Genomic DNA, 15003 nt, shown 5'->3' with positions numbered 1-15003 from the left:
AGAGAGGAATCTCCTGCGCAGCTTGAAAGGCTTTTTCCAGATCTGGGTTGCTGAGTTTGCGGGAGATGGCCAAAAAAGACAAGATGGCATTGCTGTTTTTCTTGACGATGGGCTTGGGCGTGATGTTGTGTTGGCGGTTGTATTGCAATTGAATTTCGCGGCGACGCTGGGTTTCGGCAATGGCCCGGGCCATGCTGCTGGTCATGGTGTCGGCGTACATCACCACCATACCGCGGACATTTCGTGCTGCCCTCCCAATCATCTGAATCAGGGAGCGCTCTGCTCGCAAAAACCCTTCTTTGTCGGCATCCAAAATGGCCACCAAGGAGACTTCCGGCAGGTCTAACCCTTCCCGCAGCAAGTTAACTCCTACCAACACGTCAAAGGCCCCTTCTCGAAAATCTTGTAGGATTTCAATTCGCTCAATCGAGCTGATCTCGGAATGCAAATAGCGAACTCGGATCCCTCGCTCCTGGAGATATTCTGTGAGATCTTCTGCCATCCGTTTGGTGAGGGTGGTCACGATCACCCGTTCGGCAGATCCCTGCCGAGAGCGTTCCAATCGCAAGTAAATTTCTCCCAGCAAATCGTCCACTTGCCCAGCCGTAGGGCGCACATGCACCTCGGGATCCACCACCCCAGTGGGCCGAATCACCTGTTCGATAACCCGACCGCTGCCCTGCACATAAAACTTCAAGGTCTTGCCATCTTCCACCCGGGTTTCAAATTGGGCCTCGCTCTGCTCCAGTTCCCAGTTGCCGGGGGTAGCCGAAACAAAGATACACTGATGAACCTTGGCCCAAAATTCTTCGGCTTTGAGGGGGCGATTGTCGAGGGCGCTGGGCAGGCGAAAACCGTGATCCACCAGCACCTGCTTGCGGGCACGGTCGCCATTATACATGCCGCGAATTTGGGGCACGGTCACGTGGGATTCATCCACCACCAGCAGCCAATCGTTGGCCTTGAAATAATCCACCAAGCAGGCGGGGGGCTCTCCTGCTTTGCGTCCCGTTAAATGTCTAGAGTAGTTTTCGATCCCATTGCAATAGCCCACCTCCCGCAGCATTTCTAGGTCGTAGCGGGTGCGCTGTTCCAGCCGTTGGGCTTCCAGGAGCTTGCCTTCTTTGCGAAAGAGGGCCAGTTGCTCTTCCAGTTCTTGCTCGATATTGAGGATCGCCTGCTCCAATTGTGCTTCCGGCGTTACAAAGTGCCGAGCAGGATAAACTCTGAGGGCGCTGAGGCTGTTCAAAATCTCACCTGTAACCGGATCAATTAAGCGAATGGCCTCGATCTCATCGCCAAAAAATTCGATGCGAATGACCCGATCCTCATAGGCCGGCACAATTTCCAGCACATCCCCTTTGAGGCGAAATCGCCCCCGCACCAGCTCCAGGTCATTGCGCTCGTACTGGATGCTGGCCAGATCCCGCAAGACATCCCGTTGGTTGATCTCCTGGCCGACTTTGAAGGGGATGGAAGCCTTCAGGTACTCCTCTGGCATGCCCAGACCATAGATGCAGCTCACCGAGGCCACCACAATCACATCCCGCCGTTCAAACAAGGAGCGGGTAGCCGAGTGCCGCAGCATATCGATTTCATCGTTGATGGAAGAAGATTTGGCAATGTATGTATCGGTGCTGGGAACATAGGCTTCCGGTTGATAGTAGTCGTAATAGCTGATGAAGTATTCAACGGCATTGTGAGGAAAAAGCTCCCGCAGCTCATTGCACAGTTGTGCTGCCAAAGTCTTATTGTGGGCCATCACTAAGGTGGGCCTGCCCACCTGCTGAATGGTATGGGCGATGGTAAACGTTTTGCCGGTTCCGGTTGCTCCCAGCAAGGTTTGAAAACGATGGCCTTCTGAAATCGACTTCACCAAGCCGGCAATTGCCTTAGGTTGATCTCCGGTGGGTTGATAGGGAGAAACCAGTTGAAACTCTGACATGGGTTTGACTTTCGGATGGGCCTAGATAGCTGCCGGGCTGGTCAAGGCAGGGCTGATCTGCACGTTGGTTTGGAATGGTGGTGCGGATCACAAAGGCTTGTGGGGTGCCTCTAAACTTGGCCGCCTGCTCAGCGGTGGGCTCCAGCTGGCACACCAGGGTTAGCCTCTGTTCCATGGTAAGGTTTTATCATGCAGGACTGAGGGCAGCGCTTCTTCACTAGGCCTGTTCATGCCAGCAGTGCAGAGCAGTAGGGCCTGGGTGTCCGAGCCATGTCTCCCTCGGTGCAGAGATTGAGATATGGGACGACGGCAACTCTTGCGCGGGATCCTGATTGGGCTTGGTCTTCTGGCCGCCATGGTGGTGTGGGTTGTCGTATGGCTGCTCACCCGCAGTCCGGTGGCTTTGTTGCTGGCCCACCCGGAGCTGCCGCCAATTGTGGGTTTGGCCCCTCGCTCCGCACAAGCGCTGCTGGTGTTGGCTGTTCCCCTGGACGAGGTGCAAGCGTTTTGGCAAGCGGCAACTCCTGCCCCCCAGCGACGCGCTGCCCGTCAGCAGTGGCAAAAGTTTTTCTCCCCTGAAGGCCCAGGCTGGCTGGGATCCATGCTGGGCGGGGGATCCCTTGATTTCGAGCGGGAGGTGCGGCCCTGGCTGGGGAGGAGCACCCTCTTGGCCAGTTTGCCAGAGTGGGGCACCTTGGTTGCCCTGGAAACGCGGGATGCGGCGCTCTCTCAATTTGAGCTGAACCTGTTGTGGGAACGGCAGAGCTTGGCCGGGAGGCCGGTGCAGGTGGACACTTACAAGGGCATTCAGGTGGTGTCCAGCCCGATTCCGGGCCTGCGGGGGTTCTCGGCAGCCGTTTTCGGCGAGCAATACGTGTTGTTGGCGGAGCAGTCTGCTGCCATTCGGGCTGCAATCGATGCTTGGCAGTTGCCGCAGTTGTCTCTGGTGGCTCAGCCTCTGTTTCAGCAGGTCATCCAGCCCTTGCGGGAGGCGCATGTGGGTTGGGCCTTCTGGCAAAATCCAGAGGCGGTTTCTTCAGATGGGCTGACGTTGCAGGCGGTAGGGCTGGGGTTGGGGGTAAACTTCCGCGGCTTGGTGGCCGAAAGTGCTGCCCTCTGGCATGCGCCCGCTGGCTTCTCCTTGCCGGCGGCAGAAGCCTTTCGCCCGCAGATCCTTCAACATCTGCCGGATAAAACCTTGGCGCTGATTTCCGGAGAGAATCTGGTCTCAGTTTGGCAGAGCCTGGGGCAGATCCAGCCCCTAAATTCCCTGGGGTTGCGGGTGGATCCCGGCCAGTGGCTGCAGCGCTTGCAATCTCAGGTGGCGCTGGACTGGCAGCGTCTGTTGCCGGAACGGGGAGAGTTTGCCTTTGCCCTTTTGCCCGGCGACGGGGATCCAGCCTGGCTGTGGGTCGGTAAGCTGCCGGATGAGTCGGTCGCGACAGCGGGACGGAGTCCTTATTTCGACTTGGATGAGCGGGCACGCGCCCAAGGCTGGCAGGTAATCTCTCTGGCAACGAAGCGTGGCACCGCCACCGCCTGGGCCCAACCGACCACTCCTGCGGGGGAGACGGAGTCCTTGCCGTCAGAACCCCCGCCGGTCGCGACAGCGGGACGGAGTCCTCACCGCTCCACCCATCGACCGGAGATCCCCGTGTTGGCAGGGGAGCGGCTGGAAGTCACCGGGAAGGGAGGATCCCTGCCGTTGCCGGCGGCAGAAGCTCTTCCCCAGTCGCCGTCGGGGATCCCGTTGCCGGCACAGGTGTATCATGCCGATCGCAAAGGCTATTCCTACCTGGCCTCTTCTTTGGGGGCTCTGGAGACGGCCCTCGCGGATCCCCCCTTGAGTGCAAATCGCGCCTGGCGCAAGTTGGTGGCTTCCCTGCCCCACCGCAATTTGGGCTATGGCTATGGATCCCTGGGGTTGCTCTTGGAAAGCGAGCTGCCCGACCCGGTCGCGTCAGCGGCGCGGAGCGCTAAGGGATCCCGCTGGGCATCCACGCGCTTTGCCTTCGCCACCACAGCCCTAGCGGTTTCTGAAGCTCCCTACCCCGATCGGGGCTGCCAGATTACCCAAATGGGCAAGCTGTTTTGGGAGTGGTATTGAGGGTCAGACTATCCAGGGATCCCGGCAGTTGGGGTGGATGTACTTGGCCAGATAGACCTGGTTGCCCATTTCATTCCACTCCACAAAGTCGAAGATTTGGGTGAGCAGCAGCATTCCTCGGCCCGACTCTTCGGTTTCCAAGATGTTATGTTGGCATCGGTGGAGCTTCTCTTGGGGACAAAAGCCGGGCCCTTGATCTCGCACCAGCCATTGGTAAAAGGGCTCCGAGCTGGCGTACTCGATGATCACCTTCTTGTTGGGGTCGAGGCCGTTGCCGTGGCGGACGGCATTGATGATTGCTTCCTGTAGGCCCAAACGTATTTCCGCTCTCCAGGCAGGAGGGACTTTTGAGATCAAGAGATCGAGGACAGGCTGAGTGTAGAGGGTGGAGGGAAAGCTGATAACGCTCCAGGAGCAGTGGGCGGGTTTGAGGGAAAGGGCAATCACGGAGGCAGTCTTCCCTGGGGCACGGCACTCTGACCCCATTCTAGCAATCCCATCGGGGTCAACCCCAGCAGAGGTGCGGCAGGAGCTCGGCAAGGGGACTTTTGCCGTACCATCTTGAGTGGTAAGTCTCTTCGCGGTTTTATGGCGATCAAGGTTGGAAATAAGGTCAAAGTTCGCTCTGTCCAGGATCGCGGACAAGAAAACCTCAGCGCTCTGGTGGGCAAAGAGGCTGTGGTGCTGGCACGGCGTGTGGTCGATGGCAGCGGTGTCGGCTACATTCTGGAGTTTCCCGATCGCTCTCGACATTGGTTTTTCGAGAGTGAACTGGAGGTGCTCTAAGCCCCTGTCTGTGTTCTGTTGTCTAGAGGGTCGGTTGGTGGCTTCTCCTCCTCATTTGACTCGCCGTTTGCTGGCCCGCCAGATGGCCGCGCAGGTGGATGGCCTGACCGTGGAAATGGCTGCTGCTGCTCTGGAGGCTATGCTGGACAGCATTAGCCAATGCCTGGCCCAGGGGGGATCCGTGCGGCTGGCTCGCTTTGGCACGTTCTCGCTGCGCCATCGTCCCGCCCGGCAAACCTATCATCCGCGCACCAAGGCCCCTGTTCACATCCCGGCTGCCGATGTGCCTCATTTTGTTCCCAGCCCTGAGCTGGGGCGTCCAGCTGGGGTTCGGGTGTCCAAGTCTGAGTCCGCGGGATCCGTGTAGGGTAGCTGCAGAATGACCGTCCTGCTGTGGTTTCGCACCGACTTGCGCCTGCTGGATCACCAGCCGCTGACGCGGGCCTGCCAACAGGGATCCCCTTTGATCCCCTTGTATTGCTTGGATCCCCGCCAGTTCGGCGAGACTTCCCTTGGGCTCCGCCCCAGAACCGGCCCTTTCCGCGGTCAGTTTTTGCTGGAGAGTTTGGCAGATCTGCGGCAGCAGTTGCGGTCGCGCGGCTCGGATTTGGTGATCCGCCAGGGACAGCCGGAACACGTGATCCCCACCTTGGCACAGGAGTGGGGAGTCAAGGCGGTCTACGCCCATGAAGAGGTGGGCACCGAGGAGAAGGAGGTGGCGGCAGCGGTTGAGCGGGCTTTGCGGTCTCTGGGGATCCGGCTGCAGGTTGATTGGGGCCATACCCTCTATCACCCTGAGGATCTCCCCTTTTGTCTCTCGCAACTGCCGGAGCTGTTCACCCGCTTTCGAAAGCAAGTCGAGGGGAGCACCCCCATCCGGGATCCCTTGCCCATTCCCTCGATCCCCCCCCTGCCATCGGGTTTGGATCCCGGCCCTCTGCCCACCCTGGCCTCGCTGGGGCTATCTTCACCTGCTAGGGATCCACGGGCCCGCTTCACCTACCTTGGCGGCAGCACTGCTGCCCATGCCCGCCTGCAAACCTACTTTTGGGATCTGGATCGGCTGCGCATCTACAAAGAAACCCGCAACGGCATGTTGGATCCCGACGATAGCTCCCGGCTTTCTGCTTGGTTGGCCCTGGGCTGCATCTCCCCTCGCACCGTCTATGCCGAGGTCAAGCGTTACGAGCAGGAGCGGGTGCGCAATGAGTCCACCTACTGGCTGGTGTTTGAGCTGCTGTGGCGGGATTATTTTCGGTTTATCTTGGCCAAGCACGGCGCCAAACTGTTCCGTCCTTCTGGGATCCAAGGGATCCCCATCCCTTGGCAGCAGGATTGGCCGCGCTTTCAGGCTTGGTGTCGGGGTGAGACGGGCTACCCCTTGGTGGATGCCAACATGCGGGAGCTGGCGGCTACCGGATTTATGTCCAACCGGGGACGGCAGAATGTGGCCAGCTTTTTGACAAAAAACCTGGGCATCGACTGGCGCATGGGCGCTGAGTGGTTTGAGTCGCTGCTCATCGACTACGACGTGGCCAGCAACTACGGCAATTGGAACTACACCGCCGGCGTAGGGAACGATGCCCGCGGCTTCCGCTACTTCCACATCCCCAAACAATCTCGCGAGTATGATCCCAAAGGAGACTATCTGCGCCACTGGTTGCCGGAATTGGCCGGGATCCCGGGGGATAAAATCCACGAGCCCTATCGCCTCACTGCTGCCGAGCAGAAGCAATTTGGAGTCCGATTGGGGGTGGACTACCCTCGCCCACTGGTGGATTTGGAGAAGTCTCTCGCGGCCAACCGACGGGTTTACGAAGCTGCCCTGGCCTGCCGATAGGCATTGCCTTGTCTGGGGCTTCTTCCCGAGAGGGGGCTGAGGGGATTTTCTGAGGCGCAGTTCCGGCCCAAGAGTGCTATTCTAGTTAAGCGCTGTCCTGGCTCAGTAGCTCAGCGGTAGAGCAGGGGACTCATAAGCCCTTGGTCGCGTGTTCAAATCACGCCTGAGCCATCCACGTCAAACTTTTTTCAGAGGCTTCCCGGCCTGGCGGATACCCTAACTGGCTTGCAGCAGAGGGTTGGCGTAAAGTTATGGGTGGAACCTACTTCGGTTTGGGATCCCTGTCTTCACATCGGTTCTACAAATGGCCGTTCCCGATTATCAGAGCTTGATGTTGCCACTTCTTCAGTTTGCAGCCCGCAAAGGCACTGAAATATCAACCAGCGAGGCTGTTGAAGCTCTAGCAAAGGAACTGGGCCTCACAGAGGACGATCTCAGGGAGATGCTGCCGAGCGGTGTACAGCCAACCTTTGTCAATCGCGTCGGCTGGGCTGCAACTTATATGAAAAAGGCAGGGCTGCTGGAAACAACGCGCAGAGGATTCTACCAAATTACTGACCGCGGAAGAGATCTTCTTGAAAAACAGCCCAAAACCATCAATGTAGAGTTACTCAGGCAATATCCTGAGTTCCGAGAATTTGAGGGGCCCAAAGGCACAAGAAGCAGCAACAAGGCAAGCAAACAAAAAGCTTTATCAGAGACTTCGGCAGCGACACCATTAGAGCAGTTAGAAGCTGCGTATGAAAATCTTCGTGACAAACTGGCCGATGAACTGCTTGCCAAGCTAAAGAAAGTATCGCCCGCCTTCTTCGAAAAGGTTGTTGTGGAACTGCTGGTCAAAATGGGCTATGGAGGTTCACGAGCAGATGCGGGCAAAGCAATTGGTAGAAGTGGTGACGGTGGAATTGATGGGATCATCAAAGAGGACAAACTCGGTCTTGATGTTGTGTATATTCAGGCAAAGCGTTGGGATAGCAATCCGGTAGGTCGTCCTGATGTCATGCAGTTTGTGGGTGCTTTACAGGCTCAAAGAGCAAACAAGGGTATTTTTATCACTACCTCCAGGTTTACTGAAGACGCTAGCAGCTACGTTTCGCAGATCGGCAGTAAGATTGTTTTGATTGACGGCGAACAACTAACAAATCTAATGATTGAGCACGACGTTGGCGTATCTACAGTTTCATTGTATCCGGTAAAGAAGATTGATAGTGATTATTTTGAAGAGAGCATCTGACAACCGCATCAGCTCAGACTGTCAATTGGCCACAGCGAAATTGTCATTTGCCTAGGTGGAATGTTAACTATGAAAACGCCCAACTGAAAGAGGGAGATACGCCATGAGGGAAAGACGAGATCCTCACTGGGGGCTCTCCTGCTCGGGGTAAAAGTCGGGATCCATCACCTGATCCAACGTGTAGGGACACTGGGCAGGCAGATCGTCCAGAGATAGAGGCGTTTCTTTAACCACCAGCAGGACGCTCTTTTGATAAGCTTTATTCATTGCTTCAACCAGATAAGACTTAAGGCTGGGATTATCCGCAATTAACTCCTGCACCTCTTGCCGCTGTTCGATGATTGTGGCTGTCCAACTTTTGCTTCGTTGTTGAGGCTGAAACTGCCACTTTAGCAAATGGCCCACCAGGATCCCTAGCCGATTCACCAATTCGCGGCGTTCTTGCCTGCCCAAAGCCTCAATCTCCTCCACCAAGTTGGGAATATCCAATCGATCCCATTGCCCCGATCTCAGCAGTGCGGCTTGCTCTTGCGTCCAGGCATAAAAGTCGCAGTCGTAAAGCGCCATGATCCATTCCTAACAGGACACCGGCCAAAGATAAGTCAATCCTACCGGTTCCAGCCGTTGAGCTTCGACCTCATAAGTTTATCGAGTCCTCAAACTCTGTAGCTACAAAGCCTCGGATCTGTGGCAGCGTTGGATCCCAATGGGGCCTGACCCTGAACAATATGAGGTTTCAACAGGTCTGGAGCGCTTGATCACGGCCCAGGATCCAGGCGATAAGGGGGGGATCCCTGTGGTCAAGATAATACCGGACGGTTTGGGTCAGGTCGATCTCCAAGATGCTGGTGATCATCCTGTGCATGAGCTCCAGATGGATCCGGTCGTCCTAGGTAAGCAGAGCATACCTGCCATGGAGGCTGTTGTTGAGAGCGGCCAAGGCTGTTTGGGTGGCAGTAGCCATTCAAAGGGAGGCTTGAGGCAGGCATCCCACAGCAAGCGGAGTCGGGCCTCGGTGATGTGGAGAGGAGAATATGTTTTTGAAGGGATCCCTTTCAGCTCTCTCCCTCTGTTTTTTTCCGGGAGCGAGTTGAGGTCGCTTTCTTCGCGCCAGCGGATGCCGCAGATCTCTTGGATGATTTCTTCAGAGTAGGGGGCAACGCTGTAGGAGTTACGAAAAATACTTCCGATAGGGCATCCAGTTTTTTGCCTCGCGTAATTTTGCACCCAAGCTTGGTTATGGGGGTTAAGTCCTGCCACCAACTTCTATCCGCCTCTGCAATCCGGGCAGCTGCAATGGTTACATCGACTCCCTTGAGGGGACTGCTGGGTTGCTCGGCTAGGTATCTTAGCGCAGCCAAGATAGTCTCTCTCGATGTATTGGTCAAATTTACCTTCGGAACAATTTCTTTGGCGAGAATCTGGGCCTGCTTAACCTGCTCTGGATCAGGATCGACAACGATACACCATAGCCTTTCCAGTCCCGCTTCTTGAGCAACTGCATAGACAAAATGGTTACCAATGGCCTTGTACTGATAGTCGCCAGCCTCGACCACCAGCAGAGGAACCCAGTTGTGTCCTCCTGTCGCCCTTAGCTGATCTGCGGCTGCGGCAACAAGGAAGGAGGGAGCAGAAAACCCATCGGCGGGCGTAATGCTCTCAAGGGGTAAGTTAACCAACCTACCTAGATCTGAAAACTCACTCATCGATAAAGTACTCACGGGCAAGACTCTGGTAGTATTCTAAAACTCTCCTGTCGCTAAAGACGGCAGGCCTTCGTTCAAACTTTGCAGAGGATATCACTGCATAGTCAGGTATCCTAAAAATGCTTTTGTTTTCATTACCTCTCTTAAAATGTGGCCAGAAATATGGAAGTAGATCTACACTTTTCTCCTGGTTGATAAGCTTCTGTATCTCTTCGTGAGCTAGTCTAATAGTGTATTCACTTCTCGAAGAGACGCCATTGAAAAAGATAGGCAAAGTCCTGGGGCCGCCATCCTGTCGTGACTTAGCAGTTTCTGGAACAAAGCTGGTGATTACTCTAGCAGCATTATTCAGGGAAGACAGATCGTCGGGGCGGGTAGGTATCAAAATAACATCGGCAGCAAAAACACCACTTTGGCTGAAGTAAAGCCATTGAGTTGGGCAGTCGATTAGGATGTAGTCATACTCATTGCGAAGAGGAGCAATCAGATCTCGAAGGCGCCGAGTTCCCTTTGGGATATATGCTACTGCCCGGCTATCAGTCAACGTCTCTAGTTCAGGGTCTCTTGGGATAATGTCGAAGATGGAAAATCCCTTGAGTTTATATGTTTGGACAATGGCATGGACGTCTATTTTGGGATCCTTTAAACATTGCGTCAGTGTAATTTTTCCAGGAGTGGCTTCCAAACTTCTTGTCAGATCACCCTGAGAATCAAAGTCAACAACTAAGACCTTTTTTTTCTTGGTTGCTAGTGTTGCCGCAAGGTTAATGATCGTCGTTGTTTTGCCTACGCCCCCTTTATTGTTATACACGCATACAGTCAGAGCGCGCTCATAGTTTTCTATCTTGTCTCGCAAGTTACGCACTATGCTCTCAATGTTATCTGAGCTAATATCAAGGTTTGCTGTAGCGGGGTGAACGACTTTTCCGTGCTTCCTCCAAAGCTGGATGTTATTTGCATTGGTGATAATTCCCCATTTTGCAGATTTGCAGTTCTTGGCAAGCAAGTAACTTTCTATCTGACAAACTACATCTCTATAGCAAGATCCTTCTCTGAGATTAACTGCTCTAGATTTTGCCTCCAAAAGCAAGTAGGGATTCTTCGGGGATCTAAAGAAAGTATCTTCAGGATCTCCGTTCTTTCTTGCTGCGAGATCGACCTGGCCGCAACCTGTCTCGAATTCTTCTCTAATTTCCGACTCGTCAAAGCCAAGCGCCTGCAGGAGAGGAGAAGCAAAGTGTTGGACAACAACTCGCTCTACCCTCTCGGTGGGAGACATCCTCTCAAGCTTCTCTCGGAGATATCTAGCCGCAGTCATAGGAAAAAATAAGGTGGACAATGCTAACCAAGCTAAAAGCTCGCCCTCAGCATAGCAGTTGCTTGGCTCGTTCTGACAGTGCCTGAGCTGTCAGGCCGTTGTAGTCCATCAATTCGGCGGGGGTGGCGGTGGTTTCGCCGCGTTTCCAAGCGAAGAAATCCCGCGGGCCGGCATAGCGCAACATCAAGGGTTCGAGCATCAGGCTAGATCCGCCTGTTACGCCGATGAGGGCCTCGCCGGCAAACCAAGCGGCAAATTCTTGGTCGGACATGAATTCCCCATCTGGCTGGGCACAGGTGGACCAAGCCACGTCGCCGGGGCGATACAGACGGCGGGGGTTAATCACCGAGACGATTTTGCAGCCGATCCCTTGGGCTTGGAGCTGTTCAGCCGCCTCGAACACGGGCAGGAGAATCATATCCCCCACCACGGCAAAGACCACGGTGCGGGATCCGGGAAACTCCTGAAGGACGGTGCAGCCTTGCTCTACTGCTTGGCGAGCTTGTTCGAGGGTGGTGCGGATGGGCAGGGGAGTTTTGCTGGCGATGATAGGGATCCCTTTGTTGCAGGTGGATAAGGCCCATTCGTAGGCAGCTTGGGCACAGTTGGCATCGGGCGGGAAGAGGGGAAAGATGTTGCCGTTGCGCATCATGGCCGCCAGGTAGGCCTCAATTTCCGGGCGTTGGTGGGTCCAGCCGTTGCGCCCCTGTTCCAAAGCGCCGGCAGTGAAGAGGGCAATGGCCGAGGGGGTGGGCCGGCGCAGCTCCGCCATGGCTTGGGTTACCGTCTGCCAGATGGGTAGGCCGTTGACGGCAAAGGACTCGTAGGAGCACCACAGGGAGCGCCCGCCGAAGAGGGCTAGGCCCGCCGTCAGTCCTGCGCAGGCATCTTCGCTCAGGGGTTCGTAGACCTGGCCTTGGGGCTGTTGGTTGTATAAGGGATCCACCGTGGGGTGAATCACCTTGAGACCTTGGTTCACATTGGCGATGCCGGAAGCTTCGTTGCCGTCGGCATTGGCCACCAAAAAGTCGGGATCCTTCTGCCCCACCTGCACCACCAGGGATCCGATGGCAGTGGTAGAAACCTGCTTGTCCCCCAGGGGAAACTCCGTCAGGTTCAGGGATCCCAAAGGCGGCAAAGGCCGAACGAACTCTGTAACCGCCACCTTGGCGGCTGGCCCCCCGGCTGCCCGTTGGCAGTTTTGTCGCACCAGGGCCCAAGCTGCCGGATGTAAGGCCCGCGCCCGCAGAGCCGCCACAATGTCCGGGTGATCCAGAGTGTGGTGGCCGTAGAGGTTGTGGGACTTGGATCCCTTGGCATGTACCCCAGCCCCCTTCAGTTGCTTGAGGATGAAAACCGTTAATTGTCCGCTCAGGGCTGATTGGATGGCTCGCTCCATTTCGATCAGCACCCTTTGGGCAAAGGCAAGGCGGGCTTCTAGGGAAAACTGAGTGCTGTCGACGTAAGGGCCAGGCTGTTGGGCATCGTCGAAGTCTTTGGCGTCCACCAGAATCACTTTCTCAAAGCCGTTGCCCCGCCAATACTCGATCATCTGGGCGTTGCTGGCGGTGGAGATCATGCTGTGGTGCTCTTGGCTGTAGCCGTTCCAGACCAGCACCGGCAGGAAGTTGGTGCGCTGCGGGAAAGCCGTGTGGAAGTGAATCATGGAGCTCATCACATAGGGCTCTCCCAGGCCGCCATCCCCAATCGTGACCGGGAAGAGGCGATCCGGGTAGAGTAATGCCCCCGCCATGGCAAAGTGCTGCCCCTGCCCCAGCGGCCCAGCCGGTGCCAGCAGCCCGGGAATGTAGCCGGATAGGTGACCCAACAGCCCTTCCCGTTCTCGAAAACGGGCCCGTAGGTCGGAGACGGTGTGGATGCCCATCTCGGCCAGGGATCCATCCAAAAACATGGCCGCGTAAAAGCCCGGCGCGTGGTGCCCGACTTCGGTGGGGATGTTCTTCTGGCCCAGGTACACCAGAGCGGCATAGGCTTCTGCTTGGCTGGCAAATCCCCCTGGGTGGCCTGAGGCTTTGCTGGCGGTCATTTGCAGGGTGAGGTAGCGCAAGGCATCGGCATAGAGCAAGGTTTGGTAGGCGGCCATGCGACTGCCGGGATCCCTCAGTTTCCCGGTGCCGGCATCCACTGCAGGGGCCTGGCCCAGGCGGTCGAATTCTGGCCAAGGATCCCCGAAGTACTGGATCCCTTCGCAAAAGGCGGGGACTTGGGCAGTTGCCTCCTGAGCCAGTGTCATCGGTTCAGCCTCACGCTTGTTGGGTTATTCATCCCTCACTGTAAACCCGATAACGCTTTTTGGATGTTCTGAGCAGAACTCGTCCAGCCGATGATGCCCCCTTGCGCCCGGATCATCTCCAGGGTGGCTTGCTTGAACTCTGGGAAGTAGCTGGCGGTGCAATCTTCCACCAGCAGGCACTCATAGCCGCGGTCATTGGCCTCGCGCATTGTGGTTTGCACGCAGACTTCTGTGGTTACCCCGGTGAACAGCAGGTGGGTGATGCCGCGCTTTTGCAAGATTGCTTGCAGCTCGGTGGCGTAGAAAGCCCCCTTGCCGGGTTTGGGAATGACGATCTCTCCCGCAATCGGGGCAAGCTCAGGGATGATGGCGTTGCCCGGCTCTCCCCGAATCAAAATCCGCCCCATAGGGCCTTCATCCCCAATGGTCAGGGATCCCTTGCCGCGTTTACGCTCGCTGGGCGGGCAATCGGAGAGATCTGGCTGGTGACCCTCCAGGGTGTGGATGATGGTTAGGCCCTTCTGACGACAGAAGTCCAGCAGTTCCTCCAGGGTGGGCACAATGGATCCCAGTTGGGTGACATCGTTGCCCAACATTTCCCCAAAGCCGCCCGGCTCCAGGAAATCTCGCTGCATATCGATGATCACCAGGGCCAACTGAGACAGGCTGGGAACTTCATACTCGTAGGGCAAGGCCGGGATCCGAACCATAGAGACCCACAGTTGGGATCAATGCTGGGGCGGGGATCCTGCCTCGGCCAGGCCGATTTCCCTCAACCGCTGGGCCAAGTATTCTCCGGCAGTCAGGGAAGGGAACCGAGGGATCCCGCCGGTGCGGGCCACACAAGTCGGCAAGGGCGTGAGATCCACCTCTGGCCGCGGATGCACAAAGAAGGGAATGGAAAAGCGGCATTCTTGAGGGTTGTCGGGGTTGGTCACCCGATGGGTGGTGCTGCGCAGCAGGCCATTGGTGAGGTTTTGCAGCATATCCCCGGCATCGACAATGATCTGACCGGGCAGAGCCGAAATGGGCAGCCAAGATCCATCTCGTTGCAGAAGTTCTAGCCCTGGCGCGGTGGCTTCACACAAGAGCGTGATCAAGTTGATGTCTTCATGGGCTGCAGCTCGTAAACTCTGGGGAGGGGCTTCAGCGGGAAGGGGCGGATAGTGAATCACCCGCAAGAGATTGGCTCCTCCTTCCGCCGCTTTGGGCAGGTATTCGGCAGGCTCCCCCAGATACAGAGAGATTGCTTGCAACAGTCCCTGGGCACAGGTTTCCAGTTGGGCGAACAGCTCTACCATCACCCTGCGAAATTGGGGCACCTCCCGAGGCCAGATGTTGGCAGGAAGGTGGGGATCCCCTTCGCGCCCGATGTGCCAAAACTCTTTCATGTCAGGGTAGGGGTGATTTTTGGCATGTTCTTTGCCAAAGGGGGTGTACCCTCGTTGCCCCAGCAGCGCCGGATCCTCATAGGCTCTCTTGGTTGGCTCTGGCAAAAGAAAAACCGCTTCTGCCACCTCATAGGCTTCCCGGATCAATTCCGGCGATAGGCCATGGTTGACCAAGGCAAAAAAGCCAATCTGTTGCAGCGCTTCCCCCACCTGGCGGACAAACTGCTCCCGCTCACCTGACGTTCCGTTTTGAAAGGCGGCAAAATCGACAACCGGCAGAGTCTGGCGTTGGGGAGTGGTTACCACGGCAAAAGTCGTCTCCGGCGAAGAGTCAACGCTATTTCTAGGCAGCGGGCTTGGTGTCCTATGCTATCCTTCCTAGGGGGACAAGGGGAGAGGTTTGAACCGAAGATGATCTGTTC

Annotated in this window: 13 protein-coding genes and 1 tRNA gene; 6 read left to right on the top strand and 8 right to left on the bottom strand. The window is 56.4% G+C overall.

What is annotated here, in order from left to right:
- Positions 1-1945, bottom strand: a 1945-nt coding sequence (uvrB, locus tag NW837_RS01480) for an excinuclease ABC subunit UvrB (RefSeq protein ID WP_414328953.1), incomplete at its 3' end; no start/stop codon positions are given.
- Positions 1946-2243: 298 nt separating this feature from the next.
- Between uvrB and NW837_RS01475 the strand changes: the two genes are divergently transcribed.
- Positions 2244-4052, top strand: coding sequence for a DUF3352 domain-containing protein (locus NW837_RS01475; RefSeq protein WP_414328952.1), 1809 nt, complete (start codon positions 2244-2246; stop codon positions 4050-4052).
- Between the two features lie 3 nt (positions 4053-4055).
- Here NW837_RS01475 and NW837_RS01470 read toward each other — a convergent pair whose 3' ends face one another.
- The gene (locus tag NW837_RS01470) at positions 4056-4499 is read right to left on the bottom strand and encodes an ATP-binding protein (protein ID WP_414328951.1); all 444 of its coding nucleotides are present in this window, start codon (positions 4497-4499) and stop codon (positions 4056-4058) included.
- A gap of 141 nt (positions 4500-4640) precedes the next feature.
- Here NW837_RS01470 and NW837_RS01465 point away from each other — a divergent pair, with 141 nt between their 5' ends.
- From NW837_RS01465 to NW837_RS01445, 5 genes are all read left to right on the top strand, one after another.
- Complete coding sequence (locus tag NW837_RS01465) at positions 4641-4838, top strand: cytochrome b6f subunit family protein (protein WP_041436278.1); 198 nt, start codon at positions 4641-4643, stop codon at positions 4836-4838.
- 37 nt (positions 4839-4875) lie between these two features.
- Positions 4876-5205 (top strand): HU family DNA-binding protein, encoded by a 330-nt coding sequence (locus tag NW837_RS01460; protein WP_238376891.1) that lies wholly within the window; start codon positions 4876-4878, stop codon positions 5203-5205.
- Between the two features lie 12 nt (positions 5206-5217).
- Entirely contained in the window at positions 5218-6678 is a 1461-nt protein-coding gene (locus NW837_RS01455; protein WP_414328950.1) for a DASH family cryptochrome, read from the top strand.
- 99 nt (positions 6679-6777) lie between these two features.
- Positions 6778-6849, top strand: a tRNA-Met gene (locus NW837_RS01450).
- Between the two features lie 133 nt (positions 6850-6982).
- Positions 6983-7912 carry a restriction endonuclease gene (locus NW837_RS01445; RefSeq protein ID WP_414328949.1) on the top strand — a complete coding sequence of 310 codons (930 nt, stop codon included), beginning with the start codon at positions 6983-6985 and terminating at the stop codon, positions 7910-7912.
- A gap of 123 nt (positions 7913-8035) precedes the next feature.
- Here the strand turns inward: NW837_RS01445 and NW837_RS01440 are convergent, their stop codons facing one another.
- The 6 genes from NW837_RS01440 to NW837_RS01415 form a co-directional block, all read right to left on the bottom strand.
- Entirely contained in the window at positions 8036-8479 is a 444-nt protein-coding gene (locus tag NW837_RS01440) for a DUF29 domain-containing protein (protein ID WP_414328948.1), read from the bottom strand.
- A gap of 488 nt (positions 8480-8967) precedes the next feature.
- Positions 8968-9633, bottom strand: a complete 666-nt coding sequence (locus NW837_RS01435) for a Rho termination factor (protein WP_414328947.1) — start codon at positions 9631-9633, stop codon at positions 8968-8970.
- The gene (locus NW837_RS01430; RefSeq protein ID WP_414328946.1) at positions 9611-10936 is read right to left on the bottom strand and encodes an AAA family ATPase; all 1326 of its coding nucleotides are present in this window, start codon (positions 10934-10936) and stop codon (positions 9611-9613) included. Before NW837_RS01430 ends, NW837_RS01435 begins: the two co-directional genes overlap by 23 nt.
- Before the next feature lie 46 nt (positions 10937-10982).
- A complete protein-coding gene (locus tag NW837_RS01425; RefSeq protein WP_414328945.1) occupies positions 10983-13190 on the bottom strand; it encodes a phosphoketolase in 2208 nt (735 codons plus the stop codon).
- A gap of 35 nt (positions 13191-13225) precedes the next feature.
- Positions 13226-13900, bottom strand: a complete 675-nt coding sequence (locus NW837_RS01420) for a cysteine hydrolase family protein (RefSeq protein WP_414328944.1) — start codon at positions 13898-13900, stop codon at positions 13226-13228.
- A gap of 18 nt (positions 13901-13918) precedes the next feature.
- The gene (locus tag NW837_RS01415; RefSeq protein WP_414328943.1) at positions 13919-14887 is read right to left on the bottom strand and encodes an isopenicillin N synthase family dioxygenase; all 969 of its coding nucleotides are present in this window, start codon (positions 14885-14887) and stop codon (positions 13919-13921) included.
- Between the last annotated feature and the right edge of the window lie 116 nt (positions 14888-15003).

It is taken from the genome of Synechococcus sp. R6-10, from assembly GCF_047461815.1.
In the GTDB taxonomy this organism is placed as follows: domain Bacteria; phylum Cyanobacteriota; class Cyanobacteriia; order Thermostichales; family Thermostichaceae; genus Thermostichus.
The sequence above is the reverse complement of the archived record's forward strand: the minus strand, read 5'-3'. Positions and strand labels throughout refer to the sequence as shown.

Bases quoted from the DNA above. Each gene is read 5' to 3' on its own strand.
- NW837_RS01475 (WP_414328952.1), top strand. From the start codon at position 2,244: ATGGGACGACGGCAACTCTTGCGCGGGATCCTGATTGGGCTTGGTCTT.
- NW837_RS01445 (WP_414328949.1), top strand. From the start codon at position 6,983: ATGGCCGTTCCCGATTATCAGAGCTTGATGTTGCCACTTCTTCAGTTT.
- NW837_RS01455 (WP_414328950.1), top strand. From the start codon at position 5,218: ATGACCGTCCTGCTGTGGTTTCGCACCGACTTGCGCCTGCTGGATCAC.
- NW837_RS01425 (WP_414328945.1), bottom strand. From the start codon at position 13,190: ATGACACTGGCTCAGGAGGCAACTGCCCAAGTCCCCGCCTTTTGCGAA.
- NW837_RS01465 (WP_041436278.1), top strand. From the start codon at position 4,641: ATGGCGATCAAGGTTGGAAATAAGGTCAAAGTTCGCTCTGTCCAGGAT.
- NW837_RS01430 (WP_414328946.1), bottom strand. From the start codon at position 10,936: ATGACTGCGGCTAGATATCTCCGAGAGAAGCTTGAGAGGATGTCTCCC.
- NW837_RS01440 (WP_414328948.1), bottom strand. From the start codon at position 8,479: ATGGCGCTTTACGACTGCGACTTTTATGCCTGGACGCAAGAGCAAGCC.
- NW837_RS01420 (WP_414328944.1), bottom strand. From the start codon at position 13,900: ATGGTTCGGATCCCGGCCTTGCCCTACGAGTATGAAGTTCCCAGCCTG.